Below are 26,933 nucleotides of genomic sequence, written 5' to 3'. Positions count from 1 at the left end.
AGCTATCTACTGTCTGGCATGCATCCTCCTGGTCTCACCGTACCCGTCGCAGGTATAGGACTGCAACAGCGCGTCCAAGGCCATTTGCTCGACGACCTTGTAGTGACCGCCGAGTCTAGTCCAAACCCCCTTTGTACTGAGTACCAAGTGAAGCGGACCCTCACCGTAAGCGGCAAAGACGCCCAGTTCGTTTCCGTAGTCATCCAGGCCCTGCATGTACTTCACGAACGGCCTCTCGAAGTTGCTCGCGGCGACCTCGATATTGGCCTTATAGCACGGGGCGATCCGCAGGCGCTAGATCAACTTGCCGAGTTGGCTGTCTTTGCGCGTGCACACACGGTCGAGCGGACTTTCGCAGCAGTATTCTCGCCCGGTGTTGTAGAGCTTCCATTGCGAACTCGCCTGGATCAGGTGCGGATGGCGGTTCGAGTCGCAATTGTAGAAGGTGCACCTGACCTCGGAGGTGTAGACGTCACCACCCACGCATTTCTTTCAGCGCTTCATGTGTGGCGTGTTGCCGACGGTGACGACGGCCCTGACTTTCTAGCAGCCCTCGACCGGCTAACTCCGATTGCGACTTCTTTCGGAGTAAACGCCATCGAGGTATTCGGGCATCTCGCAGCATTGGCAGAGGGCTGGGGTGTGGTTGCTGGTGTCGTGAACGCAGACAGCATCCGCCGCCAACTCCGGAGGCGCGGACTAGGGTTGAAGCGAACGGAAGTCGGTGCGATAGCCGGCACACGGCAGATCGACGCTGACGCCGTCGTACGTGGACCTGTCGCGGCATTGGAGCTAGACAGCGCCATCGAAAAAGCCGAGCGGCTTTTAGACGCTGGTGATCCATTAGCGGCGAGCCTTTTCGCCGAGGCTGCCCGGCAGCTCGAGGAAAGGAATTTTGGGCCGCACGCTGCGATAATGCGCCGTCGCGAGGCCGACGCGCGTCAGCAGACTGGCCAGGCGGATGACGCAGTCATTAGCAGGGTGAGCCTTGCCTGGATGCACCTCGAGCTTGTCCAACCGTGGGAGGCGGGATTCGCTCTGCGCGACGGACGTCAGATCAGGGCGGCTAAACCGCCTTCGCCATCAGCCTGCCGCATCACCAGGGCCGCGAATGCTGCAGTCTGGGTTGCTAAAGGTTCTAGCCTAGACGACCTAATCAGCGCGTTCGATGCACTTGAGGATGGTGATCCGTGTGAGGAGCGGGTGGCAGCGTTCCTGTGCGAGGAGGCCATCGCTAGCGCAAGAACCGAGGTCGTTCTAGATCGCACTATGCGCTTGGAGAAAATTGCTCGCCTGGCTTCCGGGCGCACGGAGCTGGCGACTCAACGGTGTGGTGCACGTATTAAGATGTGTATTGCTGATGCTGCCGGTCGCTGGGCCACCCTCCTTCCAGAGATACACCGGGAGTACCCTCGGCAGATTGTGGCGTGGGCCCACGCGCGTTGGGGTCGTTACCTCGCTCTATCAGGTGATGGTCCTGGTGCCATGACGCAATATCTCCAGGCTATCGAACGCGCATGTGTGGCAGAGATGTTCGATGAAGCAGCCGACTGGCTTTACGCACTCCGAACAGTCCGACATTGGTACACGGATCTTGGTCCGGATGAGCAGCACCCGCTGGCGCAGGCCTTGCGTGCCAACGCAAAACCCAGCCAATTGCCTGGATCACCGCACAGCGCAGAGCAGGCACTGCGCGCACTCGCAGATGAGAAGAGGCCGGGTGAAGCTCTTCAGAAAATATATCGATGGCGGTGGCAGTCAACCGTTCGTGCTCAGTTGACCGAAGAAATCGAGGCGGTGAAGTCGTTGGGTTCGCTTTTCCTTCGGCATAATGAAACGCTGGCTGCAATTGAGTGTTTCGTCCGTTCTGCTGCCATAAGAGACGCTGCTGCAGCGGCGTGCCGTCTTCCTGATGCTGTTGCGCACTTTGACCTCGGGATGCTTGCGCCTGTCGAGGGGATTCGAGCCTCAGCCTACGCGGCGGTTGCCGCTGCCGCTGATCTTATCAGCGACGATGACGGCAAAGACTGGCTAGATGCTGCCATTACCGAAGTCATGCGTGGTGACGAGCGGAGCCGTGCTAGCTCGGCAGCTAGTGTCCACGCCCTAGATGCCCTTGCGGCACTCTGCGATGTCATGACGGACGATCAGATCGATCAGCTAATTCCTTTTCTCGAGGTGATGGTCGATGGATCCACAAACGGCCAGCGATACAAGGGCGAGGCAATCGCGAAAATCCTTATAGCAGTTGCTGCTAGACGTTCGAATGTAGTGTCGTTGCTTATCCGTGCGTTGCTCGCTGACCGGCGGATGGCCGATGTAATTCTAGCTCGGGCGATAGAGACTTTTAAGGTGCATCGAGAGATCGTCACCAAGCTCCTTGCGCCGGCCGCCGCAGCCAACGAATACGCATGCCTAGCGCTCATCCTCATGGGCGCGGACGTATCGCAAGGACGCGCTTTTGCGAGGAGTAGGGTTGATCGATATCTGTTGCCACGAGATCAGCAACCCGGGTCTATTACAGATTACTCAGGCGCATCCGATATCGCGATCTTCGCATCGGTGTTCGATCTCGAAACTCGTAACCGCGTTGCCCTTGCGATGCTCGATCGCGTTTTGGACGGTGGGGAGACTCCTTCGAGTCGTCGCGACAGTCTGAGGGGCTTAATGCGGATATCTTCGTATATTGACGGCGCGACCAGAGCTGCCCTACTTCGCCCGGTTCTGGAGGTGATCCGCCGCGAAGAGATCGACGGATCACCTGATGGCGCTGATGGCATGGGTGGCCCCTTCGATATGGTGAGAATTGATCTAGGACCCCAGGGTATCGCAGATCTTGCGCTTCAGTGTGTGGCGTCTCTTGATCTAACGGAGTCTGATCAGAGAGAAATATGGAAGATGGGAACTTCGCTATTCCGAACTGCTGATGAGTCGAGTCAGTGGTGTATCGGACGAGCTCTTGCGCTGTTGCCTGCCGCGCCTTCTGGGCTCGTTTCTGACTACCTTGTTGTGCATCCGAGCCCAGTTTTGAGGGCGCTTGCTGCATTGTGTTGGACGAGGAACAGGGCCGCGTTCCCGGTGGCGAGGGCTGTCCAGTTGGCCCAAGATGGGGACTACCGTGTCCGACGCGTTTTCGCCCAGGCCATCCGTGAAAACTGCAGCGCTTCAGTCGATGAAGAAGTGAGATTGTTGATTGATGTATTGGCTTCGGACTTGCGTAGGAGTGTCCGTTCAGGCATGGCCGACTTCGCTATTGGTGCGTAGGTTGAGAGCCTGGATTTAGGACGAGAGTTCGTCGCAGGAGTGAGTGTTGCACATGTATGGAATGACCTTTCGCTTTTTGTTTTTCACTCCTGCATACGAGGCCGTGATGATCCGTTGTCCGTATCAACGGATCATCACGGCCTCGTATAGTCCGACATCGTGTCGCAAGGTCCTCGATTAGAGCCACAACTCGGGCCCTGCGTTTACCTCCTCAATCAGTGACAAATACGTCCCGCCTTGGTTTATCTCAGCCGTAAGATCCTTAGGACGTAAGTTTTTCCATGCCTTCAGCAACCCCAATGATCGTCGCTACTGTGGGCAGAACCTCCTTAATTCCGGTCCAGAGTGATCGAATTATCGACCTCCGCGGCTGCTCGCGCCTCAACTCTTCGCTGATTTGCTCGTATAACTCGGCGGCCTCCATATTTCCGTTTTCGTTGATGTGCTCACCGATTTTTTTCATTGCATCCAGTGCTGCTTGGTGGAGGTTGCCTGGTAGCGAGTTGAATGATCCCTTCACGGAGCTTTTGATAACTACGGTTGAGTTTTCAACATTTCCGACCGAGTAGTTCTCCATGTTCAGCCTATCTATATTGATGTATGTTCCTACATAATGCCTGAGTCGGGGCATATTGAGTTTGTAATGCACGGCATCCCGAAGGGGAAATTCGACATCCGCAAAGTGGTTGTGCAGTTCATCGAAGTCGGATATTATTGAGATATCGCCGCCTGCCTTCCGTGAGTTCCGCCGCGCATAATCCTCCATCCACTCGATTCCTGCATACAGTTCGCTATCGTGTCGGCTGGGCTTGAAGTGTGTAAAGCACCAGCTCTTCCTATTGGCTGCGGATTGCGTGGTGCCATAGATTATCTGAGCGCTAGCCGTAGGTCTGGTGTCGACCTCCGCTGACCGGGTGAAATCGGATGCTAGAAGGTAGTATCGAGGCATCCGCCTTGGATACTGGATGCGGTCGTCAGTGGATGGAAGGATCCTCAATTCACCTACAAGACGACCCCAAGAATATCCACGAGCGCGAATATCAGACTCGAGCCTGTCGTAGCAGTTTGCGTCGAAGGCTACCGGAAAACCTTTATAGGAATATCCGGATGAGGAGGCTCCCAAAAAGTGTACGAGACCCATGCCAGTGTCCTTGGGTGCAAGACGAAGGGAACCGATGCCTCCACTCACCATCGAGGCCTTTCCGTACGGGTTGAACTCAACAAGTTTTGTTCCATCGGGACGATCTGTGATCGAGTCGATCTGCCTCAGGGCCAAAAGTCGCTGGCGTCGCGCCCGTTCCGTGTGATACTGGCCCGGGGAGTACGGGAGCCATTCCGTGATACATACCGTTTCTATTGTGACTCTAAATCCGGCAGCGGGTCGGGAGTGCAACACAGTGTCCCAAAAATCTACCTCGGAATTGAGATTTTTTGGCTGACTGTTCTCGTCTGACAGAAAGGAAGTGTCGCCCTTAGCGTATTGACCGACTTCGAGTAAGTCTTTTAGATGATCGACAATCACGTGTCGTGAGACTGACTGTTGGGCATGTGCTTGCGCTCCATTCAATACGCCTCGATGGGGTGATTTTCTGTCAAATTCCTGCATTGCGGTTCCTTTGGTAATCGACTGGTCAAGAATATAGCGATACCGCAGGTTTGGCGGTGACGATCGACCTGAAGTTGTCTGTAGGTGAGCGTATCTAGATTTGTCGCACTGGACTGGGTGGCCAGTATGTCGATTGGCTCAACTTTTACTCACTCAATCACTCGTCGTTGCTTACTGTTGCACTTACCGGCCGTTCGGCCGTCCCTTCCTGAGGTTGGCGGGCAAAGTGGTCAGGTCAATTATTCTTGACCCCCTTCAGTCTTAGTCAATAGAGCGGACAGGTATGCCTTGAGGCTTTGCGTGGCCTGGGGTGGTGACGGCGGCGTCTTCGACGTTGGCGCGAGATAGCTCGGCCCAGGTGTAGATCTCCTGCGTACGGTCGGTCCTGCCGGCCGCCGGCAAGCAGTTGCGCCAAGCCGAGCTGGCTGGCCCGCATCGCGCTCGCCACGTTGGCCAGCTTGGCCTGCTGGGTCTCGATCTCGTCGAGGGTCTGCCGGAGTCGTCCGATGTACCCGCCGGCCGACCCGGGCTCCGACCCGGCCCGGGGCTGAGTCAACCGACGTGGCCGGTGTGGTGGTGCGCGTCGCGGCTCCCGTCTCGCCGGATCGACGGCTCGAAGGACCTGCTTCGGCTCACCCATACTCGGAATCGCTGTTGGCGGCTTGCCGCCCGATGTCTCTTGCTTGCCCTCTTCGGTCTTCCGGCTCATCAAGCGGTCGACGGCCGTACCGGCAGCGGACTTGCCCAGCACCCCGAGCATTGCGCCCGCGATCGCGCCCCCGGTCGCTGCTGTCGACGGCGGCACGGGAAGACCGGCCTTCGTCGAGGCCAACCCCAGCAGCATGCCGACGGCAGCGCCACCCAGCTCGGCCAACTTGCCGAGTGACTCCTTCGACAGCTCCCGGCGGAACTGCTGGCCGAAGGTCTCAGCCTGCTGCTGGCCCTTGCGCTGCTTCCGGCCGTACCTCATGTCTGGACGACCGGGTCAAAGAAGGCGCATCCGGTGACGACCATCATCGGGAGGTTGATCGCGACGTCGCGGGCTACCCCGGCCGCCGTCAGGTCGAGGAGCTTCTCGCCGGCGGCTTCCTCCTCCGACTGGTCGGCGTAGAAGGCGCACGCGTCCCACAAGTTGGCGTGTAGGAAGGCGTACGACCATTGGGTGTAGACCTGGATGGGTACCGCGACCGCCGCCGTGTCGCCGACGCCGATGCGGTGCAGGTCGGGTTCCTCGGGCGTGGAGCCAAGCCCTTGGGCCAGGGGGAGCAGCTTGTAGCGGCTGAAGACCGGTTGCAGGTCGCCGTCGGGGTCGAACTCGACGAGCAGGCCACGGGCGATCAGGTCGTCGACGTAGCGTGCGGCGTGCGGCTCCGGCTTCGGCGCGGTTTCCAGCATGCGTACCAGGGAATCGCGGTTGACCGTGAGCTTCGCGTGCTGGTCCGGGTAGAGGAAGGCAGCGGCCCAGACGGCGGCCTCGGTTTCGGTCAGCTCGACCAGGTCGTCACCGAGATGCACCTCGTAGCACTCCGGCGTCGGGTCCGGCGGGCGGACGTACCGGTAGCGGGGACCCATGCTCAGCCCGGCGGGCACGATCACAGTCGACATCAGGTGATCCTCCCAGCCGGTCAGAAGCTCGCCGCGTAGCCACGGCTGGACTCGATCGCGCTCTGCGTCAGCGCCCTGCTCGACCCTGGCGATCGTCTCGGACACCTGCGAATGGCTGGACCCGCTGGTGATGCCGCGCAGCGCCGCCGTACTGCGGTCGAGGGCTTCCGCGCTGGCCCGGATCGCGCCGACCTGCTGGCCGACCTCGTCACCGAAGCGGGCGACGCCCGCCTTGACGTCTTCAACCGAACTCACGCCGGCATCCTCCCCATCGGACCAGCTTGGCGGCTCGACGGTACCCGAGCCCCGCGATCCGGACTATCAATCAGTCAGGAAGCCAACCGCGAGCCACCTCTCGTCCGAGGCGGCGGTGACCGACGGAGGGGGTATGCACCGCAGGCAGGTCAGGCGTTACCTTCCCGATCCATCGCCGTCGTCAGCCCGGCCAGGACCATGCCGAGTCGTCGTTCGAAGACGGTGTCGTGGTCGGGAGAGTCGTCCGCGTCGAGGATTATCTTGGCCAGGTACGGATGATCGCCGGTGCCGAGCAACTCGGTGACGAACGGCGTCATGTGCTGCTGCCAGCCGGCCCGGTCCAGCCCGGTGCGCCGGTGCGCTTCGGCGACGCCCAGCTCCTCGCGGACGAATCCGTTCGTGAACTGCAGAACCGTGCCCACCATGTCGAGCATCTCGTCGATCGGCCGGCCGGGAGCGTCCACGCAGGCCATCGCGTACTCCATCATCCGGATGTAGTTGGGACCCAGCGTCGGCCGGTGGCCGAGGTGGATCACCCACGGATGACGGTGCTGTAGGCGACGGGTGCTGCGGGCGAGCCCGGCCAGGCCGGCGCGCCAGTCACCGGAGGGCGCGCGGGTCAGTTCGAGCTCGCCGAGAACCGCGTCGTACATGAGCTCGGTCAGGTCGTCCCGTCCGCCGACGTGCCGGTAGAGCGCCATCGGGCTGTGCCCGACCTTGCCGGCGACGGCGCGCATGGTCACCGCGTCGAGGCCGTCCGCGTCGGCGATCGCGATCGCGGCGTTGGTGATCGTCTCGTGGTCCAGGGTGCGTGCCGGTCCCCGGCCCTGTCCGGAGAGACGGGCCCAGATCACCGGCCGGGGTTCTGACTGTGTCACTGAGTTCCTCTCGTTGGTCAGATCATATGTGTCGTGTACGGTGTACTCGACCAGTCGAGTACGTTGTATACGACTGACGGGACGGGGGCTTCCAGTGCGGGACATCAGGTGGATCGCGACGCTTCTCGCCGCCGTGGTGACGCTGCTGGCTCTGGGTGCCTCCCCTGCGCACGCGGACGGCGCTCCGGCCGGCACCGACATCCACGTCTCCCAGAGCCTCGGCGAGCGGGAGCTCACCGTGGTGCTGCGCCGGGTCGACGTCGTCCCGGGGCCCCTGCGGGTGGACGTGGTGACGCACGCCGGCAGCCCTGCGGGCACCCTGACCCTCCGCCTGGGGGCGGGCGTGGCTGCCGTCCGGCTCGGCGCCACCCCGGGGACCTACGGAGCCACCCTACGGGTCGATCGCCCCGGTACGCAGGAACTGCTGCTCGACGACGGCTCGACCGTCGCCTCGATCCCGTTCGTCGTGCCGGCGGTCGTGCTCACCACGGCCGAGACCCTCACCTACTACGGCTTCGCGGCGGCCGGCCTCCTGCTTCTCGGCGCGCTGGGCGCGAGCCTGCTCGCCCGCCGGACCTGGCCGGCCCACGTCGCGACGTCCGGCCTCGCAGCGGCACTCGGGGTCGCCGTCACCGCGGCCACGCTCTCCACGCCGGTCCCGGCACCGGCGCCGGTCCCCAGGCCACCGGTCACCCTGCTGACCTCCTCCGAGCCCGCCGGTGACGGCGTGACCCTCGTACGGCTCTCCTTCACCGACAGTGCCAGCGGCCGGCCCGTCGACGACCTGGCCGTCCACGACGCGGCCTTCGTGCATCTGCTGGTGGTCACGCCTGACCGGGCCCTGCGCCACGTCCATCCGGTGCGGACCCGACCCGGCGAGTACGAGGTCCACCTCGCCACGCCCCAGCCCGGTCACTACACGCTCACCGCCGAGGTCGCCCGCAGCGGAGGAGGTCCACAGCTCCTCCGATCATCGGTCGGCTTCAAGGTCGCCGGGTCCACCGCGACGACTGTCCCGGACACCGCGCAGGCCCAGGGGTCGGACACCGCGCATGCCCGGGTGCCGGTGACGATCTCCGGCCGGAAGGCCGGCGAACCGACCACGATCGTCGCGAACTTCGGCGAGGCCGACCTGCAACCGTGGCTGGGCATGGTGGGGCACCTCATCGCCGTCGGCCCGCTCCCGCCCGACGCCCCGGCAACAGCGGTGCAGGACGCGCAGGTGTGGGCCCACGTCCACGCGATGGGGCCGCGACCGGACATCGGCGCCCAGCCGCCGGACGAGTCGGTGGCCGACCTGGGGCCCGAAGTGTCCTTCACCCACACCTTTCCGTTACCCGGCCGCTACCAGCTGTGGATGCAGGTCCAGCGCAACTACGCGCTGATCACCGTGCCTGTGGTGCTCGATGTCGGAGCACCCCGATGAGCCCCCGACGGCAAGCACTGGTCACATTGGCCGTCGCCGCAGTGGTGATCATCTCCACCGTCTGGTTCGCCCGCACCACCGGGTCGGACGAGCAGACCGCCTTGCGGGGGACGGCAGGGCACCGCGACGTCGACGTCGTCGTCACCGCAGCGGTCGGCGACCGGAGCGTGGAGATCCAGCTGAGCGATCCGGCCGGGGTGACCGAGGTGCGGCTGGAACCCGCGATGACCGAAATGGGCCACGCGTACCCGCCGCTGACCGCCACCGCCGTCGACCGAGGGACCGGCCGGTATCGCGCCGAGACGCACTTCGACATGGCCGGCCGCTGGGAGCTGACCGTCGTCGTCGACGACGACGCCGGGACGGAACGGGCCGTACTCCCGTTCTCCGTAACACCGTGAGCGACATGACCCCGAAGGGACGGACGATGACCCGGACACATACCGAGGAACCGCGAGCCGGATCGGCGGCGTTGTTACCCGCCGCGCTGGTCCTGGCCGGAGCGATGCTGTCCCTGGTCGGCTGGAGCTGGGACATCCAGTGGCACACCGACGTCGGCCCGGACACCTTCTTCACCATGCCGCATCTTCTGCTGTACAGCGGCAGCGCGCTGTGCGGTATCACCGCGCTGGTCGTCGTTCTTCGCACCACCGCGGCCCAGCGATCCGGCCGACCGATCGATCCGGCCATCGGCGGCCGATCCGTCCGGGTGCTCCACGGCGCGTTCGCGGCACCCCTCGGATACCTGATCGTCGGGCTGGCCACCGCAACGTTCCTGCTCTACGGGCTCTGGGACCAGTGGTGGCACAGCCTGTACGGGTTCGACGCCCAACTCAACTCGCCGCCGCACATCGGGCTGTTGCAGGGCAACTTCGCGACCATCATCGGCTCGATGGTGACGTTCGCCGCCGCCCGGCACGAGCGTTGGGGCCGGGCCGGTGTGTACATCTCACTGGCGATGCTGGTCGCCTTCGCACCCGTACTGGCCGATGCCTTCCAGCAGGCCGGCGGCCCGGTCGACCTGGTGGCGGTGTGCATCGCCTGCCTCACCGTGCTGACGCTGGTCACGGCCACGGTCCTGGTACGGCGACCGGGGGCGGCCCTGTCGGTCGCGGTGACCCTGGCCGCGATCCAGCTGTTGCTGTGGTTGATCACTCCGTGGGCGACGAGCACCTACGCCGACGCGGTCGGACTGCCGATGCGCGACTTCACGTCGCCGCAGCCGGTCATGCCCAGCTGGATACCGCTGAGCACCGTGGGCGCGGCGCTGCTGGTGGAGCTGGCGTGGCTGATCGCCCGGGCCCGCAGGGTGTCGGCCAAGCCGGTGCTCCCGCTCTTCGCGGCGGTCGGGGCCGGTCTACTGGCCGTCCTGATCCCCTTGCAACAGGCGGTTCTCTTCGGAGTGCAGCTGCCGGGCTTCGTGGAGATCGTCGTCTACATCGCCCCGACCGTCCTGGTGGCCGCAGCGGTGGGGGCGGCCACCGGGATCCTCGCCCGGCGCGTCGGGCAGATGCTGAGGTTGCTGGACACGTCGGCTCTGGGGGTGGCGGCATGAGGCGGCTGTTGGCACTGCTGCTGACGATAGGCGTCGTGCAGGTCGTCACCATGGCCCCGGCGGTCGCGTACGAGCCGGTGACGATCGTGCACACCGAGCGGGTGACGATCGGGCCGTACGCGATGACGGTCGGCTTCAGCCGATGGCCGATGCGGGCCATGCAGTCGCTCGACTTCACCTTCGACATCGACGGCGGGTACGAGGGAAAGTCCGGACACGTCGCCGCGGAACTGCCTGGGCGGCCCAGGTCCGACGACGAGCGCTGGGACCTCGCCCGGCACCCTCGCAAACTCGACGTCTGGGGTCTCAACATCCAGGCCCTGCCGGCCGAGGGCACCTGGACCTTCCACTTCACCGTGAACGGTCCCGCAGGTGAAGGGAAGGGCTCGCTCGCGGGTCTTCCGGTCCTCGCCCAGCCCGGGCCACCGCTGGCGTTGAGCTGGTCGGTCGCGGGGGTGCCGGCAATCCTGCTGGCCACTGTCGTGGTCGTCGCGCTCCGCCGCACCCGCCGGCAACGCGGCACCCTCACCCCTGACCTGACGAACGGAGCACCATGACCAGGGCAACACGCCACCCGAAGGTTTGCCGTGGCGTAGAGCTCAGCAACGCGTGTCTGCCGGTGCTCAGCAGGCCCGGTAGACGTAGGTCGGGCTGCCGGGTGCGGTGACGTCGAGGTCGCGGCGGACCACGGACACGTTCGCGCCGACCGTGGCGCACGCGGTGGTGTAGGCATCATCGGTGTACTCGATGTCGATGACGTGGTCGCCGTACACCGTGGTGTAGTCGCCGCACTCGTCGTAGCGGCCGCATTCCTCGGCGATCGCGAAGTCGAGGCCGGCGGCTCTGCCACGGGTGCCGAGTTCGGTGGTGTTCTTCTGGCCGATGGCCAGGCCGGCGGCGTGGGCGTGCGGGGCCAGCAGTTTCAGGTATTCGACGGCGTCGTCGAGGGTGAGCAGGTCGTCGGAGCGGTCGTACGAGTCGATGTTGTCCGGCTCGACGGCCTGGAAGCCGTCGGCGGCGCAGCCGTCGATCCAGGTGTTGACGATGTCGGCGATCGCGGTGCGTTTCGCGGCGGTGGAGATGTCGAGCAGGATCTCGTTCCAGTCGCCGTCGACGACGTACTCGCCGTCGGCGTCGCGTAGCAGCAGGTCGTCGTGGTTGCGCTGCCACCAGGTGACCTCGTGGGGCTGGACCTGGAAGGCGTTGACGTAGCAGATGGTGTAGACGCCGGCGGCCGGGGACGCCTCCCGGTCGCGGCTGACGACGGTGACGCCGCTCGGTGGGGCGTACGGCTGGCCGATCTGGTAGTCGAACCGGGCGTCGACTGGCGGCAGGGTGACCCCGGCGGCGGCCGGGGTCGCGTCCGTCTCGGCGGCCGGGTCCGAGTCGAAGCCGACGCTGGCGGCCACGAAGAGCGCCCCGCCGACAAGGACGGCACCGACGGCGAGACCGACGGCAACGGTACGCGGCACCACGACTGGCCTCCGGGCCTGGGCTTCAGTGCTGGAAGACCGTGTCAGTGTGCCATTCGAGCAGTTCGTGATCGGGGCGGCGGGCCTTCTGCTCGGGGATGGCGATCTGGGTGCCGGCGCGGGCGTAGAACTGTTCGCCGTTGCCGAAGTCGTCGCGCAGGCGTCGGCTGACCAGCAGCCGATACTTCGGGTCGACGCCCAGGTAGCCCTGGTCGAAGAGGATGTGCACGTCGGCCCGCAGCAGCATGCCGTTGTCGATGCGGTGCTCGCCGCCGGCGGCTACCGGGCGAATATGCGCGGCCTGCAGCGCCGGCCGCAGCTTGCTGTCGGTGATCGCGCAGCGCCGGGAGTACGTGTCGAGCACGACCGCTTTGAACGACTGCTGCCCGAGGCGCTGCGGCCGGAGCCGGGGGTCGCCGAACACCGGACCCGGCCGGTGCCAGGAGCCCTCCGGGTCGACCCGCACCTCGCCGCCGAGCAGGAGTTTCGTCAGGTGCTCGAAGTAGTCGAAGTGCGTGCCCGACGACAGGTCGTACGTCTTGCCCTGGGTGAGGTTCGGCGGGAACTCCGGCGGCGGCTCCGGCTGACGGCCGTCGGGGAAGAAGACGGTGTCGCGGATGAAGATGCAGCCGATCACCGGGTCCTCGCCGGGGCCGATCGGGTCTTTGCGGTACTTGCCGATGTCGCGGGCCATGTCGGCGAGGGAACCCGCGCCGTTGGCCTCGCCGAACAGCCCCCACGCTTCCGAGAGCCGCAGCTTCGCGAACCCACTGAAGAAGCCGCCGCCGACGATCCGGTTGTGCGGGTAGCGGCTCTTGAAGAAGAACGGCTCGCCGGGGGTCAGGACCTTGAAGCTGCCGCCGCCCGGCCGCCAGAAGTTGACCTCGTTGATCTGCGGCCGGGCGGCGAGGAAGCTGCGCCACTCGCCGTCGGTGACCCCCACGAACGCCTTCACCCGGTCATCTTGCTCGGCAGACAGCACGGCCCGGTATGGGCCGACCGGCCGACAGTCGAGAGTGCACCCCGCTGGAGGCGTGCAACTACACGTGGCGTCGGGACGCATCTGGGGCAGCTTCTCCTGTCCCCGGAAGCTAACCTCGCACGTGCAGGCCGAAACCCTTGCGGCCCGGCACTTCCAGGCCCTCCTTCAACCGCAGTGAAGGGATTTCGTAGTCACCGAAATTCTGGCGCCGGAACGCGATCGGCTCGGTCGTCTCCAGCGACAGCAGCCGCTCCTTCCACGCCTTTGCGGCGTCCTCGAAGTCGCCGCCGGTGATCTTGTCGGTGCCGTACAGGACGAACGGTGGCAGCACCTCCACGCCCGGGTAGTACAGGATCCCGTGGTGGATCGGAAACAGCAGGTCCTCGATCGGGCCGTTGATCCCGCGATCGGTGTAGTGGGACTCCGGGCCCCCGACGGTCACCGACAGGATCGCCCGCCGCCCCTGCAGCGTCCCCTCACCGAAACGCTCGCCGTACCGGGTCTCGTCGTGGACTCCGACGCCGTACGCGAAGTGGTAGGAGAACACCCGGTCCACCCAGCCTTTGAGGATCGCCGGCATCGTGTACCACCACATCGGGAACTGGAAGACCACCGTGTCGGCCCACAGCAGCTTCTCCTGCTCGGCCGCCACGTCGGGAGTGAGCGCGCCAGCGTCGTACGCCCCGCCCGAACTCGGCGCCACCTGCAGCGGGCTCGTGGCGTGCTCGCCGAAATCCGCCGCGTCCACCACGGCCTTCCAGTTCATGGCGTACAGGTCGCTCACCCGCACCTCGTGCCCGGCGGCTTCGAGCGTGGACACGGCGAGGTCCTTAAGCGAGCCGTTCAGCGAACGCGGCTCGGGGTGGGCGTAGACGATGAGCGTCTTCATGGCTGTTCTCCTTCAACGAAGTGTGTCGCCATAGATGCTCGGCCGCCGATGCCGCGTCGTTCAGGGGCAACTCTTCCGTCGGCCGGGACTTCCTGGTAACGGCAGTACCACCTTCACGTGTGTTACCGGAGCGATACTGGGGGCATGGACGATCTTGCGGGCTTCCTGCGTACCCGGCGCTCCCGGGTAGGCCCTTCCGCCGTCGGAATCCCCACCGACAGCCGCCGCCGCGTCGAAGGGCTGCGCCGCGAAGAGGTCGCGCACCTGTCCGGGGTCAGCGTCGACTACTACGTGCGCCTGGAGCAGGGCCGCGCCACCCAGCCCTCCGCACAGGTCCTCGACGCGCTCGCCCGCGTCCTCGGCCTCGACGAGACCGAACGCGGGCACCTGTACCGGCTCGCCCGGCAGCGCCGCCGCCGTGCGAAGTCGCCCAGCGGACGCCTGCGGCCGGAGCTGCTGCGCGTACTCGAACTGGTCACCGGCGCGCCCGCCCTGATCATGGACCACCGGCTGGACGTGGCCGCCGGCAACCGCCTCGCCGGGCTTCTCTACGGCCGGGAGATGCCGGGCTTGAACACCGCCCGGCACATCTTTCTCGAGGAGGCCGAGCGCGGCCTGTACGCCGACTGGGAGAAATGCACCCTCGACGTGGTCGGGCACCTGCGCCTGGCCGTCGGCAAATACCCCGACGACCCGCGCCTGGCGTCGCTTATCGGCGAGTTGGCGATGGGAAGCGAACGCTTTCGCCGCCTCTGGGCCCGCGCTGACGTGCGCGCCCGCACACACGGACGCAAGGCGTACCGGCACCCGCTGGTCGGCCTGCTGGAACTGCATCAGGAGAATTTCGCATTGTCGGATGAATCTGGCATGGAGCTGCTGGTGCTGTCTGCGGCACCCGGGAGCCCCAGCGAAGACGGGCTGCGCCTGCTGGGTGCGCTCGATGGTGATGGGAACCCCACAGGGAAAGGCATGCCAGTAACGAATGCGTCATGAGCCTCCGATGGTCGACCATCACGCCCACGCCATCCGGCATCAGCGCACCGGCGAACTTGAACCGTGGCGTCGACGCAGCTGCCCCAACCCCGCCTGACGCCAGGCCGGATGGGACGGAGATGCGCGACTACCGTAGCGGCGTGACGCACCTGGAGTATCCCCAGCTGTCCGGGCTGGGGAGGAACCCGGCGACGCCCGACGATCTCCTGGTACGCCTGGCAGCCCATGCTGCCGGCCGCCACGGGATATCGCTGCGGCGAGGCCGGCTCGCGGACCCCGTCGTGGAAGCTCTGCTGGCGCACGGCGGCGGCGAGTCGGCCATCCACCTCAACGGCGAGCGCATTTTCACCCGGATGCGGAACGTGATCGCCGAGCATCCTGATCCTGCCATCCGGTACGCGTACGCCAACTTCGTCCGGGACCTGGTGGACCTGAACTCGTCGCTGGGCATCGAGTCGCTTGAGGAGACCTTCGGGGAGCGCCGGTCCAGCTTGGTCGACTCGCCGGATCCGAAACTCCGGGCGGCGGTCGCGGACACCTGGGCTGACCGACCACTCGCGGTGCAGCTGCGGTTGCTCGCCGACCCCGACCCATCGGTACGTGCTGCGGCGACCCTGCACGGCCACCCAGGGGTACCCGCCGAGTGGCGGGAGAGGTGCCTCACCGACCCGGCTACCCGGGTCAACGTCGCGCGCTATGTGCCGTTGACCGTCAAGCAGGCGACCGAGCTGATCAGCAGCGGGGATCTCGAAGCGTGTCGGGCGGTGGCAGCCAATCCTGAGCTGCCTGCTGAGGCGGTCGAGCTGCTGCTCGAGTCGGACGATCCGCAGGTGCGGGTGGCGGTCGCGTACAGCCGGCACATCGACGCCGACACGAGAGACCGGCTGTTCGCGCTGGTGGTGGCCGAGGCCGCCGCTGGCAGCATCGCCGCCTACGTCGCGTTGAGCTGGAACTTCGACGAACCGGGCTGGCTTCGTGCGGTGCCGATTACCGAGCGGCTGGCGTACCTGGACTGCCCGCATCCGCCGTTTCGTCGGGTGCTGGCGAGCTGCCGTGACCTGCCGGACGCCGCCTGGGAACGGCTCGACAACGACCCGGACCTGCGGGTGCGCCGGTACGCCGCCGCCCGGCCGGACGCCCCCGCCGCCGTCCTTGAACGACTCGTGCGTACGGGTGGCGCGATGTTCCATATCCGGCCGCCGATCGTCGAGCACCCGAACTTTCCACGCCACCGGCTGCGGGCCTTCGCAGACGATCCGGACCCTCATATCCGGTACATCGCCCTTGAGGATCCTGACCTGCCGACAGCGGTGCTGGAACGGCTTGCCGCCGACTCCGAGGCGTTCATCCGGCGCGGAGCGGCGCGGCACGCCCATGCCACCCCGGCCCTGTTGGAGCAGTTGCTCGCCGATGCTGATCCCGAGGTCGTCGACGAAGCCGCCGCCAACCCGCAGCTTCCCCTCGGGTCCATGCGCCGCATCCTCGACGAGCCGGCGTTGTAGTCGTTGCGCGACAGACCGATCGGTTTGGCGGGACGCGACGTGGCACGCACGGACGACGCCGGTGGTTCCTGGGCCCCGGTTCGTGTGCGGAGGTATCGATCGGAAGGTAAAGTTACGGCAGGTCGTTGCGGCTTCGACAATCGGTGTCGGTACAGGCTTGTAGAAACCACGCAGGCGCCTCTCGGAGCGAAGAGTTCGCTGTTACATCGCCGGCGCCCCTGGCCCTACGGCTTCACGGATCAGCTGAGCCCGTTTCACAAGGGGATCCCTATGAGCTCGTCCACACGCCTGTTGTTTCTGCACGGATACTGGCACGGCTCCTGGTGCTGGAGCGAAGTCACCACCCGCGTCGCGGCAGCCGGCCGGGACAGTGTCGCAGTGGACATGGCCGGGCATGGCCTACGGGCCCGGCGTCCCCGCTCGGTCTACGCGCGCCCGTTCGACCCGAAGGCGATCGCCACCGAGGTCTCACCGGTGGCCGACGTCGACCTCGACCAGGCCGGGGACCTGCTCGTCTCGCAGATCAAGCAGGTCGGCCGCGGTGGCCCGGTGACGGTGGTGGCGCACAGCATGGGCGGCACGGTGCTGACCCGGGCGGCCGAGCAGACACCCGAGCTGATCGCCCATGCGGTGTACCTGACGGCGTTCATGCCGGCGTCGAACCTACCCGCGATCACCTACATCGACATGCCGGAGAACGCTGGCGAACTGATCGGGCCGTCACTGTGCGCAGACCCCGCCACGATCGGGGCGCTTCGACTGGATGTCGCGTCCGTCGAGCCCGACTACCGTCAGCAGCTTCGAAATGCGTTCTTCGGCGACGTCGCCCCGGTCGTTGCCGATGCGGCCATCGCACTGCTGACACCCGACGCCCCCACCGGTATCGCTCTCGGTGCTACCACCCTGACCCGGTCCGGCTGGGGTTCCATCCCCCGCACCTACGTCACCTGCGCCCAGGACATGGCGGTCAGGCCTGCGCTCCAGCAGAGGTTCATCGCCGACGCGGACGCCGCGTTCCCCGACAACCTGACATCCATCGAGGCGCTCGACGCTTCCCACTCGCCTTTCCTGTCCCTGCCCCAGCAGGTCGCCGACATCGTCAACAGAGTCGGCTGATCGGATCCGGTCCCCTGGGACAGCTGGTCGCTCAGGACGCGACGTGATCGGCGCGAACGGTTGACGGCGGTGGTTAGCGTCGGAGCCATGATCAGTGGGCTTCTCCGACGAATCGCGACCGTCCTCGGTGCTGCGGCGGTCGGTGTGGCCGCCACCGTCACGGCGGCAGCGCCGGCTGCGGCGGACGTCACCCCGGCCGTCACCAGCTACGTGTGGGCCAGCAGCCCCACCGCCACGAGCTACACGGTGCCGACGTGGACCTCCGGCGGCCATACCTACTACTCGTACGCGAAGAATCCCGGCGGCGGGCCGATCACCGTGACCCGGTCCGGTGCCGGTAGCTACCTGGTGCGTTTCGGTGGGCTCGGGTCGCTGGTGACCGGCGGCGGGGGAGTGGTGCACGCGCAGGCGTACGGCGCGGCGGTCCGGTTCTGCACCGTCGGCTCCTGGTACCCGTCCGGCACCGATCTGCTGGTCAACGTCTACTGCTTCGGGGCCAGCGGTGCCCGGCAGGACGCGTACTTCGTGGCGAACTTCGTCGAGGCCAGCGGCTCCACGCTCGCCGCCGACGGCGTGTCCTACCTCTGGTCGAACAACCCGACCTCGCCGATGTACACCCCGAGCGCCTGGTACCGCTACGACGCCAGCGGCGGCTCACCGTGGGTCGCCAGGGACGCGCCCGGCTCGTACGCGGTGGAGCTGCCCGCCTCGGCCGCCCAGACGCAGACCACGTTCTACCAGGTCACCGCTTACACGTCGGCGGCCGTGAAGTGCAAGGTGGACTCGTACGTCGCCGACGGGATCGCCCGGGTACGGTGCCGCAACGCCTCCGGGGCCTTCGTCGACTCCCGGTTCACCATCACCTGGACCGTGCACAACCTGTTGCAGCAGATCGCCCCGACGGCGTTGGCGACGGTCGACGACACGTACCCGTCGGGTGGGCCGGCACCGGAGATCACCTGGACCAACGACAGCTCGGTGAGCGGCGACTACGCCGTCACCCGGACCGGCACCGGACGCTACGAGATGTTCTTCCCGCAGATCATCGACTACTCCGGGCACGCCGTGGCGTACGCGCTCGGCTATCAGGAGGCGCACTGCCACGTGCAGTACTGGCACCCGGTTGGCACCACCGACATGAAGGTCGGCGTGACCTGCGTGAACAGCGCCGGCAGCCCGGTCAACACCCCGTTCATGGTCGGCTTCACCTGGTAGGGCAAGGCGCGCAGACAACCGGCGGGCGTCAGGATTTCCGGAGTTGGCTCAGCCACTCGATGCCGAGCCGGTGGCCGTCGGGGAACTGGTCGTCGCGATCCCAGCGCCAGGTGGTGATCATCGCCAGCACGAGGGTCCGGCAATCTCGGAGCAGGTGGTGATCGACGCCCGGGTACCGGTCTGCGACCTCGTCGGGTGCGTGGGCCAGGTCGAACTCGACCGGTCCCCGGCAGCACGTCTCGAAGTCGACGAAGAGCAGGCCGACCGGGGTCGAGAGCAGGTTGCCCGGGTGGGGTTCGCCGTGCAGGAGCTGTTCGGGCCGGCCACTGTCGCTGACCACCCGGCGCAGCCGGTCCAGCGTGCCCGCCAGGAAGTTGCGGTCGGTGTCGGCCAGCCTCGGGGTCCGGTCGCGGTCCGCCACGAGCGTTTGAGCCTCGGAAACCCGGTCGGTGAAGTGCGGGGTGGGCAGGTCGACCCGGCGCATTCCGGCGTGCAGACGTCCGAGCGCGTTGGCGTAGTCCGCAGGTGGGATCGCTCGATTCAGCGGTTCGTAGTAGGTCCACAGAGTGACCACGTAGTCGTCCCGGGCGAAGACCTCGGGAGCTTCCAGCGCGGCCACCGGGCTGCCGACCTCGAACAGTCGCTGAGCGATGTCCACTTCACGCTGGGCGCACTGGTGCGCCGCCGGCGCCACCTGCGCCAGCACGTCGCAGGGCCGCAGCCGCAGGGTGAGCTTGTTCGAGTTGTGCAGGACGGCGGCGTCGTCGACGGTCAAGCCGAGCGATGAGGCGATCGACACGGCCGCCTGCGTCGCCCGCTGGGCCGCCTCCGCCTGCACCGGACCACCGTAACTCAGCGCAAGCTGTCGCCATGGGCGAGTGGTGCCGGTCGAGGAAAGTGTGCCGTTCCGGTGGGACCTGGTCACACCGGACCAACTCGGAACGTTGCTCGCCGGCGCCGCGCCGCCGGACCTGTGGTTCCTCGACGACCTCGTCACCTGCTCAGGGAAGGTGCTGGCCCGCAGCGGAAACGGTGACCTGTACTTCGTCGGCAGATCGTTGGACTCGATGTTCGACCTGCTCGGCGGAGTTCTCGCCGGACCCGTCGGCGTCCAGCGACTTCATCGGCTGCCGCTGTCGTTCCAGCGCCCGGCGGTCAGGTCCGGTAGGCAGTGGCGGCGGCGTCCGTTGACCCGCGCCGAGGTGACCCAGGGGCGACGGTTCCTCGACGCGGTCGGGCTGACGCCACACACGCTGGCCCGACGGGACCGGCCGGCGGTCCTGGTCGACGTCGTGGACGGTGGTGGGACGTTCACCGAACTGTTCACCCTGCTGCGCGACTGGATCGACGCCGACCGCGAGCCGTGGCCGGTCATCCGCCGCAAGCTGCGCTTCGTCGGCGTCACCAGGCGGACCTCGACCAGCCCGAAGACGTACCGGTGGCAGCAGCACGCCGACTGGACCCGGACGCTGCCCGCCGCCGCCGTGACCAACGTGTCGCTGGATCCGTCAGTCTGGTCGTACTTCGGTGACCACCAGGTGAAGCTGACCCGCTCGTTGTACCCCGACCGGTGGCTGGCCGAAGACACCGGACCCGACCGCGACGAGCGCACCCGGCAGGCCCTCGCCGAGGCCGCCGCGCTGGTCGTGTACGGCCGCAGTCGAGCTGGCCGCCTCGCCGTCGCCCGCGCCGTGGGACGCGACCACGCACTCGGGCAACCCTGGCTGCGCACCCTCGTCACCAACCTCACGAGGAGCTGACCGACAGTGCCAGATGTTCCGCTAGGTTTCCTTGGCACGAGCCACGATCGTCAGGTGGGCAGGGTGCGGCAGCTGTCGCGCTACCCGGTGAAGTCGATGCTCGGAGAGGACCTGGACCAGGGCGTACGTGGACGAGGCTGGCATCGCCGGTGACCGGGCCTTCGCGGTGCTCGACTGTGCCACCGGCAAGGTGGCCAGCGCCAAGAACCCGCGCCTGTGGCGGGACATGCTGACCGTACCCGTACCCGTACCCGTGCTTCAGCGCGCGCGGCGGTAGTGCATGGCCACCGCGCCGTTGCGCAGCGGCTGCGCCGACAGCAGTTCGAGCTGGCGGGTGCCGGGCAGCCCACCCTGGAACAGCGTCGGGCCGTGGCCGGCGATCCTGGGATGGACGAGCAGCTGGTACTCGTCGATCAGGTCCAGCCGGTCGAGCTCGGTCGCGAGCGTGCCGCTGCCGAGGAGGACCCCGGCCGGGGTCGCGTCCTTGAGTTTCTGCACGCCCTCGCGCAGATCGCCGGGGATGTGGTGGCTGTTGGTCCACGGGAAGTCGGTACGCGTCGACGACACCACGTACTTGGGTTTGGCCTCCAGCTTGACCGCCCACTCGCGGATGGCTGGTGGCGCCTCCTGGTCGCCGCGGGCGACGGCCGGCCAGTAGCTCTCCATCAACTCGTAGGTGACGCGACCCCACAGCATCGCCCCGGCCTCGTCCATGAGGCGGGTGAAGAGGGCGTGCGTCTCATCGTCAGCAATCCCCTCCCGGTGGTCGACGCAACCGTCCAGGGTGACGTTGAGGCTGAAGGTGAGCAGTCCCATGGCCGGCGAGTCTAACGCCACGACAGTGTCGCGCCCTGCGATTCTGACCACGGGATGCAACTGGAGGACGCTGGAACCATCGCTCGTGCGACGGGACGTGCCCCACATCGAGGGCTGCGGACGGTTGCAGTTGATCCGACAGACGCCCAGGCGGGTGTCAGGACTTCCGGAGTTGACGTAGCCACTCGACACCGAGTCGGTGGCCGTCGAACTGGTCGGGGTGGGCAGGTCGACCGGCGCATTCCGGCATGCAGACGTCCGAGCGCTTCCAGCGCGGCCACCGGGGGCCGGTGCCACCTGCGGCTGCCTGCGTTGCCCGCTGGGTCGCCTCCGCCTGCATGGGACCACCGTAGATCAGCGTTCTCGGTGCAGCGGCCGCACGTTCCGGTCTCCAGTGTGTCAGGGAACCAACCTGAATTGCTCTTGTCGGCAACCTGATAGATCGTCGCCATGTTGTCGAAACCAGAATTAATCGATGATCGGCGATCATGCCTGATGGCTGGCAGGTTGGACCTCGAAGTGCCCGTGATCGAGATCGAAGTGGCTCGGACCGGAGCCTGACATCCTGGTACCTTCGGTCAAGTCGATCTTCCCGGGTGGACGGCAACTGAGCCTGATCTCTTGATCCTGGAACGTCTCGTCCGGCTCTAATCTGGCCGTCCTTCGTGTAGTCACCGACCTTGGGACGCTTTCATGATCGATAGTACGGAGACCGATGGATCGAAGCCGGGAGAGCAGCCTGTCCCGTTCTTCTACACGCCAACGCCTCCCCAGCCTCCGCCCACGTTCAGCACGATCACCCGGATGCTGTGCAGCGCGGCCTATCTCAACAACGACTTCGCGCGTACTGTGATCGACGAGGTGGTCGGAGACGAGCAACGCGCCGTCGCGAACTCTGTCGATTTCGACCTCGACCCGGTGGTCCGGCACTCCTTCCAGGCCCGGAAGATGTTGTTCATCAGGGATTCCGTCCTGACCGGGCTGCTGTTGGTCGGCCTCATTACCTTCCCGTTCGTGACGCTCGCCTGGATTTTGGTGGCGGCGGGGCTCCTCCACCGGAGCAAGTACCGCGGAGCCCCCAAGTACACGAGGGGGCCTCGTGGCACGGCGTACTTCGTCGCAGCGGCCATCGTCTTCTGCTGCCTCGGCATCTACTCGCCGCTCCTGCTCCTGTTCGCCAGTCTGGCGCCCGAGAACAACGATCCGACGGGGCTGGCCGGCGATGACCCGTTAAGTGGTGCCCTGCCGGTGATCGACGCGTTCTTCACGTTCGCGCTGGCCCTGCCGCTGACGTTCGCCATCGGCACCCTGGCCGCCCTCGCCGTGCACCGGATGATGGCCTTCCGGACGATTCTGCAAGCGTTCGGCGCGGATGTGCCGGGCAGCGCTCCGCAGCTGCCGAACGAGCGGATCGCCCAGCGGCTGCACTGGGTACGCGGGACCCAGAACGGCAACGTCACCGTGCACGCCCGTAACCCGCTACTCGGAGCGGGCGCCGCGGTCGGCAATGCCTCGTGGACGATGGCCCTGAGCCTGCGGACCGACCCGACCCTGCTGCCCCCCACGGATTCGACGCCCCAGCCCCGGGTGAGCGTTCACGACTCGGTCGATCCGTACGAGATCCACGTCGCGATCCGCAAGCGGGTCTGGGCGCTCACCGATCCTGCGCTGCCCGAGCACCAGCGGGTGCCCGGCGTACGGGTAGCGGACCACATCGTCGCCGACGGCGAGCGCCGCGAGGGCGACCCGCTCCTGGACCCGGCCCGCCGGCCGCACTCGGTGGCCTCACCCGAAGCCATCGCCGCGATCATCCGCCACCCGCAGGGCGGACTGCGCTACTACCAGCGGATCACCATCGGCGTCGAGGGCAAACCGGTCGTTGCCGGCGACGGACGCCTGGTGCTGCCGGCGCAGAACCAGGAAGTCGTCATATCCGCCTTCGTTCATGTGGCGGTCGAAGGTGGCCGGCTGTACGCCGAATTCCTCGGCATGATGTTGCCGCCGATCCTTGAGGAGTACCACGTCGCCGACCGCCTGCGGAAGTCGGCGGCGCTGCGGCTCGGTGAGGCGGTGTCGAGCGCGGTGCGATTGTGGCCCGAAACGATCAAGGCGCCACTGCACGCGGCGCGGTCACTCTGGCAGATCATGACGCTGTCGAACCGGATGGACCGGGCACGTGAGGACAGTCAGCAGAACCTCATCCACGACTACGGTGCGCGGATCAGCGTGCGAGAACTGGCGAGCGAGGAGACGCCGCAGAAGTTCCTTCAGTCCCTGGACGCCGAGAAGTACTTGAAGCTGGTCGAGAAGGCGGTGTCCGAGGCGCTGATCGACTACCTCGAGGAACACCACGTCGACACCTCCGAGTACCGGACCCGGATGACCTACATCCAGAACAACAGTACGACGATCTCGGAGAGCACGTTCGTCAACAGTGCCGTGGCCGTCGGCTCCCATTCGTCGGCAAGCAACTGAGAGGTGTGGCCGAACAATGGGCGGTGACAACTTCAACATCAGCAACATGAACGTCGACGAGTCGGCGGTGGCCATCGGCAACAACGCGAAGGCCGAAAGAAGCGCGGCGAAGGCCGAAAGGAACGCGCCGACCGGCGTAGGCCAGGCGCCGTCCGCGCCGATCGACGCGGTGCCCACGGCCGGTTCCCCGCAAGCGGCCGGATCGCTGCGAATCCTGTACCTGACCGCTGCCCCGCACGGTGACCTGCGGGTCGACCAGGACCTCCGGATCGTCCGGGAAGCGGTGCGGGCGGCCACGTACCGGGAGCTGGTCGCCGTCGAACCGATGGCCGCCGCCACCGACACCGATCTGCTGGACGGCCTGGCGCGCTGTCGCCCGCACGTCGTCCACTTCTCCGGGCATGGCAGCAGATCCATGCTGGAATTCGACGGCGGCAGCGGCTCACCTGCCTCCAGCTCGGCGATGAGCGCCAGGACGTTCGTGAACGCGCTGAACGCCGTCGACCGGCCGCCCCGCCTGGTGGTGCTGAACTCGTGCCACTCGGCGGCACAACTGGAGGTGCTGACGACGGTGGTCGCCGCCGCCGTCGGGATGAGTGATCGGATCAGCGACAAAGCAGCGATCGCGTTCGCCGCCCGCTTCTACGCCGCCCTGGCCGAAGGCCAGTCGGTCGCCAGCGCTCTGGCGCTGTCCAGAATCGGTCTTGAGATGAGCGGGTTTCCCGACGCGGAGCTGCTGACTCTCCGCACCGCACCCGGCGTCGACCCGGCGAGCCTGTTCCTGGTCGACGCAGGTCGATAGTCCAGGCGGGAGGAGCTGACCAGGCGGGACCCGACTCGGGTCCCGCCTGGTCAGGGATTCGAGGCCACCGTCCCGGCGAGGTGCCGGATCCGCCACGGCGTCAGCGCGTACGCGGCGAGACCGGCCACGCACAGCCCGACCGCCAGCAGCAGGCTCGGCAGATGGCCGGCCGGCTGGACGGTGAACTCCCACCAGCGGTAGCCGCCGCTGGTACCGTGCCCCCAGTAGAGGATCGCGCAGACCGCTACCCAGGGCGGGATCCAGGAGTACGCCCAGCCGAGCACCCGCCCGCCCAGCAGCGCCAGCCCAAACCAGGCCAGCAGTGCTCGGGCGACCAGCGGCGTCAGCGCCGGGTCGACAGCGACCGTCATAGCGGTGAGAACGCTGGCGGCCGACACCGCGAAGGCGCCGCCGAGCACCCAGCCGCGCAGCCGGTGGTACGCCGCCCCGCCGGCCGCCTCCAGCGCGTGCATCGGGCTGGCCAGGGTGAGCACGGGCAGCGTGCCCGAACCGACCCCCAGCAGCCGCCAAAACTCGACGTTCGCGCCGCCGCTGTCGGTGGCGGCCGGGACGACGGTCGCGTACGCGCCCCAGCCGACGGCGACGGCGGCGATCAGCACCATCACGGCCAGCAGCCACCACGCCTTGCGTACCTGCAAGAAGACGGCGACCACCTGCAGCCGCGACCAACGGTCATGCTCATCCGGCACAGCGGTGGTGTTCCTTCACCTCGGCGATGAGAGTCGACGCCCAGGCCGCCTGATCCTGCCCGGATGAGGCGTCGGCGACGTCGCGACCGACGGCCCAGGCTGCCTGCAGGTCGGCCGGAGCGTTCGTCCGGTAGTCTGGCGCGCCCCCACCGGCCAGCCGCCATTCGAGCCAGGCGAACAGCTGATTCCACCGCCGCTCAGGGTCCGGCTCGGCTTGTGGCTCACAATCGGCGAACACCGTACCGAGGATCGCCGACGCGACGCCGCGGGCCAGCCCCCACCTGCTCCCTTCGGAGATGTCGAACTCCGGATCGAACCGTCCCGGAAGCTCCCGAGCGGTGTATTCGTCGATCCACTGGGTGGAGCCGGACAGCGCGTAGTCGACGACCCGGTCCGGCAGTTCCAGTTCGACCGGAAGCGCGGCCACCTCCCGGTCCAGCTCCTCAATCATCGGTACGTACTTTTCGTGCTCAGGCCACAGGCAGTATTCGATCGTGCGTTGGATGCACAACGGTTCCGCCACCGGAGCGCGGTAACTGACCACCGTGGTAGTCAGATGCGCGGCGACGATCCCGGCGAGCGCCAGCACCGCCACCGCGACCCGCCGACCGAACAACGCCGGCCGGACCGTCCTGGCCGGTAGCGCGCAGACGGCCACCGCGAACAGGGCCACGGCCGCCAACCGTACGGCGATCGAGTCGAGATGCAGCTCGAACCAGGGCGGCCCGGACACGCGGGTCAGCTGCGTGGACGCTTCCAGCAGCGAGGTGGCGATGAACCAGCTGAGCGCGGCGCAGATGGCGGCGACCAGTGGGGCGAGTAGCTTGCCGACCAGCCAACCCCACGCCGTACCGAAGATGATCGTGGTAAGGCCGAGGAGGACGTACTGGAAGAACGTACTTACGCCCGGTGGGAAGATCGTGGCCGCAGTCGTCGCGAACGCGACCGCCGCAACCAGCAGGTAGGGCGCGACCAGCCAGGACAGGGCCGCCGCGAACCGGGTCAGCTCGATGGTTACCGGTCGGATCGCGGCGGCGGCCTCCTGCTCGTGCAGCCCGCGCAGCTCGACGGCAGCGGCGATCCAGGCCGCGAGCCCGGCGGCGAAGACGCTGACGAAGAAGGCACTGATCTGCGCAGCGGCACCAGTCTCCGGCCAGATCCCGATCCAGAATCTGCTGCGTCCGAACAGGATGGCGAGCCCCAGGACGAGCAGTGGAGCGAAGCCCCACCGGGCGACGCTGGTCCGCAATTGCAGCCACAGCGCAGACCGCGCAGCCACGCCCCGTACCGGACGAAGTCGCCGACCCGGATGCCGGGTTCGAACCCGGACCGCTGCGGCAGATAGCCGATGTGGCGTCTGGCCGCTCTGGCCTCGGCTTCGGACCGTACCGGGCTGCCGTTGACCGTCAGGCTGCCGGCGCGCGGCGGCTGCACGGTCGCCAGGGTCCGCAGCAGGGTCGTCTTGCCGGCACCGTTCGGCCCGAGCAGTGCGGTCACCCCAGGACGAAGCTCCAGGTCAAGTCCCTCAAACACGGTACGGCGTCGATAGCCCTGGCTGAGTCGCGTGGCGGAAATCAAACGTGCACCCTTCGAGTTCGTGGCCCCCGTCCGC

24 protein-coding genes and 1 pseudogene are annotated in these 26,933 nt (G+C 66.6%); 13 read left to right on the top strand and 12 right to left on the bottom strand.

Annotated elements, in window-relative coordinates; all coding sequences use genetic code 11:
* Positions 1–147 precede the first annotated feature (147 nt).
* Complete coding sequence (locus O7629_RS16020; protein ID WP_278170127.1) at positions 148–3,264, top strand: hypothetical protein; 3,117 nt, start codon at positions 148–150, stop codon at positions 3,262–3,264.
* Positions 3,265–3,526: 262 nt separating this feature from the next.
* Here the strand turns inward: O7629_RS16020 and O7629_RS16015 are convergent, their stop codons facing one another.
* From O7629_RS16015 to O7629_RS16000, 4 genes are all read right to left on the bottom strand, one after another.
* On the bottom strand, positions 3,527–4,786 hold the full coding sequence (locus O7629_RS16015; RefSeq protein ID WP_278170126.1) for a hypothetical protein: 1,260 nt from the start codon (positions 4,784–4,786) through the stop codon (positions 3,527–3,529).
* A 349-nt stretch (positions 4,787–5,135) separates the two neighbouring features.
* On the bottom strand, positions 5,136–5,840 hold the full coding sequence (locus tag O7629_RS16010; protein ID WP_278170125.1) for a hypothetical protein: 705 nt from the start codon (positions 5,838–5,840) through the stop codon (positions 5,136–5,138).
* The gene (locus O7629_RS16005) at positions 5,837–6,730 is read right to left on the bottom strand and encodes a hypothetical protein (RefSeq protein WP_278170124.1); all 894 of its coding nucleotides are present in this window, start codon (positions 6,728–6,730) and stop codon (positions 5,837–5,839) included. The genes O7629_RS16010 and O7629_RS16005 overlap by 4 nt, the downstream gene beginning before the upstream one ends.
* A 149-nt stretch (positions 6,731–6,879) precedes the next feature.
* Complete coding sequence (locus O7629_RS16000) at positions 6,880–7,608, bottom strand: TetR/AcrR family transcriptional regulator C-terminal domain-containing protein (RefSeq protein ID WP_278170123.1); 729 nt, start codon at positions 7,606–7,608, stop codon at positions 6,880–6,882.
* A gap of 94 nt (positions 7,609–7,702) precedes the next feature.
* On the opposite strand from O7629_RS16000, the gene O7629_RS15995 reads away from it, so the two are divergent.
* Genes O7629_RS15995 through O7629_RS15980 form a run of 4 tightly spaced genes read left to right on the top strand, consistent with a single transcriptional unit; the run spans position 7,703 to position 11,146 of the window.
* Positions 7,703–9,034, top strand: a complete 1,332-nt coding sequence (locus O7629_RS15995) for a hypothetical protein (protein ID WP_278170122.1) — start codon at positions 7,703–7,705, stop codon at positions 9,032–9,034.
* Positions 9,031–9,435 (top strand): FixH family protein, encoded by a 405-nt coding sequence (locus tag O7629_RS15990; protein WP_278170121.1) that lies wholly within the window; start codon positions 9,031–9,033, stop codon positions 9,433–9,435. The genes O7629_RS15995 and O7629_RS15990 overlap by 4 nt, the downstream gene beginning before the upstream one ends.
* Before the next feature lie 5 nt (positions 9,436–9,440).
* A complete protein-coding gene (locus O7629_RS15985; protein ID WP_278170120.1) occupies positions 9,441–10,589 on the top strand; it encodes a hypothetical protein in 1,149 nt (382 codons plus the stop codon).
* Complete coding sequence (locus O7629_RS15980; protein WP_278170119.1) at positions 10,586–11,146, top strand: hypothetical protein; 561 nt, start codon at positions 10,586–10,588, stop codon at positions 11,144–11,146. Before O7629_RS15985 ends, O7629_RS15980 begins: the two co-directional genes overlap by 4 nt.
* Before the next feature lie 66 nt (positions 11,147–11,212).
* Here the strand turns inward: O7629_RS15980 and O7629_RS15975 are convergent, their stop codons facing one another.
* The 3 genes from O7629_RS15975 to O7629_RS15965 all read right to left on the bottom strand — a co-directional run bounded on the left by O7629_RS15975 (position 11,213) and on the right by O7629_RS15965 (position 13,932).
* Positions 11,213–12,061, bottom strand: coding sequence for an endo alpha-1,4 polygalactosaminidase (locus O7629_RS15975; protein WP_278170118.1), 849 nt, complete (start codon positions 12,059–12,061; stop codon positions 11,213–11,215).
* Positions 12,062–12,086: 25 nt separating this feature from the next.
* On the bottom strand, positions 12,087–13,016 hold the full coding sequence (locus O7629_RS15970) for an HNH endonuclease (protein WP_278170117.1): 930 nt from the start codon (positions 13,014–13,016) through the stop codon (positions 12,087–12,089).
* Positions 13,017–13,152: 136 nt separating this feature from the next.
* Complete coding sequence (locus tag O7629_RS15965; protein ID WP_278170116.1) at positions 13,153–13,932, bottom strand: NAD(P)H-dependent oxidoreductase; 780 nt, start codon at positions 13,930–13,932, stop codon at positions 13,153–13,155.
* A 144-nt stretch (positions 13,933–14,076) separates the two neighbouring features.
* On the opposite strand from O7629_RS15965, the gene O7629_RS15960 reads away from it, so the two are divergent.
* From O7629_RS15960 to O7629_RS15945, 4 genes are all read left to right on the top strand, one after another.
* Positions 14,077–14,925 (top strand): helix-turn-helix transcriptional regulator, encoded by an 849-nt coding sequence (locus tag O7629_RS15960; protein WP_278170115.1) that lies wholly within the window; start codon positions 14,077–14,079, stop codon positions 14,923–14,925.
* Between the two features lie 140 nt (positions 14,926–15,065).
* A complete protein-coding gene (locus O7629_RS15955) occupies positions 15,066–16,427 on the top strand; it encodes a hypothetical protein (protein ID WP_278170114.1) in 1,362 nt (453 codons plus the stop codon).
* Positions 16,428–16,697: 270 nt separating this feature from the next.
* Positions 16,698–17,543 carry an alpha/beta fold hydrolase gene (locus O7629_RS15950; RefSeq protein WP_278170113.1) on the top strand — a complete coding sequence of 282 codons (846 nt, stop codon included), beginning with the start codon at positions 16,698–16,700 and terminating at the stop codon, positions 17,541–17,543.
* 87 nt (positions 17,544–17,630) lie between these two features.
* Positions 17,631–18,758: a hypothetical protein gene (locus O7629_RS15945; protein WP_278170111.1), complete on the top strand. Its 1,128-nt coding sequence runs from the start codon at positions 17,631–17,633 to the stop codon at positions 18,756–18,758.
* Between the two features lie 28 nt (positions 18,759–18,786).
* On the opposite strand, the gene O7629_RS15940 is transcribed toward O7629_RS15945, so the two are convergent.
* Complete coding sequence (locus O7629_RS15940; protein WP_278170110.1) at positions 18,787–19,596, bottom strand: aminoglycoside phosphotransferase family protein; 810 nt, start codon at positions 19,594–19,596, stop codon at positions 18,787–18,789.
* Positions 19,597–19,639: 43 nt separating this feature from the next.
* On the opposite strand from O7629_RS15940, the gene O7629_RS15935 reads away from it, so the two are divergent.
* Complete coding sequence (locus O7629_RS15935) at positions 19,640–20,518, top strand: hypothetical protein (RefSeq protein WP_278170109.1); 879 nt, start codon at positions 19,640–19,642, stop codon at positions 20,516–20,518.
* A 127-nt stretch (positions 20,519–20,645) separates the two neighbouring features.
* Positions 20,646–20,795: a hypothetical protein gene (locus O7629_RS15930; protein ID WP_278170108.1), complete on the top strand. Its 150-nt coding sequence runs from the start codon at positions 20,646–20,648 to the stop codon at positions 20,793–20,795.
* Here the strand turns inward: O7629_RS15930 and O7629_RS15925 are convergent.
* On the bottom strand, positions 20,777–21,334 hold the full coding sequence (locus O7629_RS15925; RefSeq protein WP_278170107.1) for a dihydrofolate reductase family protein: 558 nt from the start codon (positions 21,332–21,334) through the stop codon (positions 20,777–20,779). The two genes, O7629_RS15930 and O7629_RS15925, sit on opposite strands and share 19 nt — an antisense overlap.
* A gap of 849 nt (positions 21,335–22,183) precedes the next feature.
* Between O7629_RS15925 and O7629_RS15920 the strand changes: the two genes are divergently transcribed.
* Positions 22,184–23,809, top strand: a complete 1,626-nt coding sequence (locus O7629_RS15920; RefSeq protein WP_278170106.1) for a hypothetical protein — start codon at positions 22,184–22,186, stop codon at positions 23,807–23,809.
* A gap of 16 nt (positions 23,810–23,825) precedes the next feature.
* A complete protein-coding gene (locus tag O7629_RS15915) occupies positions 23,826–24,611 on the top strand; it encodes a CHAT domain-containing protein (protein ID WP_278170105.1) in 786 nt (261 codons plus the stop codon).
* 50 nt (positions 24,612–24,661) lie between these two features.
* On the opposite strand, the gene O7629_RS15910 is transcribed toward O7629_RS15915, so the two are convergent.
* The 3 genes and pseudogenes from O7629_RS15910 to O7629_RS15900 form a co-directional block, all read right to left on the bottom strand.
* A complete protein-coding gene (locus O7629_RS15910) occupies positions 24,662–25,321 on the bottom strand; it encodes a hypothetical protein (RefSeq protein ID WP_278170104.1) in 660 nt (219 codons plus the stop codon).
* Positions 25,311–26,600 (bottom strand): hypothetical protein, encoded by a 1,290-nt coding sequence (locus O7629_RS15905; protein ID WP_278174818.1) that lies wholly within the window; start codon positions 26,598–26,600, stop codon positions 25,311–25,313. The genes O7629_RS15910 and O7629_RS15905 overlap by 11 nt, the downstream gene beginning before the upstream one ends.
* A gap of 29 nt (positions 26,601–26,629) precedes the next feature.
* Positions 26,630–26,854: pseudogene (locus O7629_RS15900) on the bottom strand (ATP-binding cassette domain-containing protein); the annotation flags it as partial.
* Positions 26,855–26,933 lie beyond the last annotated feature (79 nt).

This window comes from Solwaraspora sp. WMMD792, from assembly GCF_029626105.1.
Lineage (GTDB): Bacteria > Actinomycetota > Actinomycetes > Mycobacteriales > Micromonosporaceae > Micromonospora_E.
Note: the sequence above shows the minus strand (reverse complement) of the source record. Positions and strands in the feature narration are given on the sequence as shown.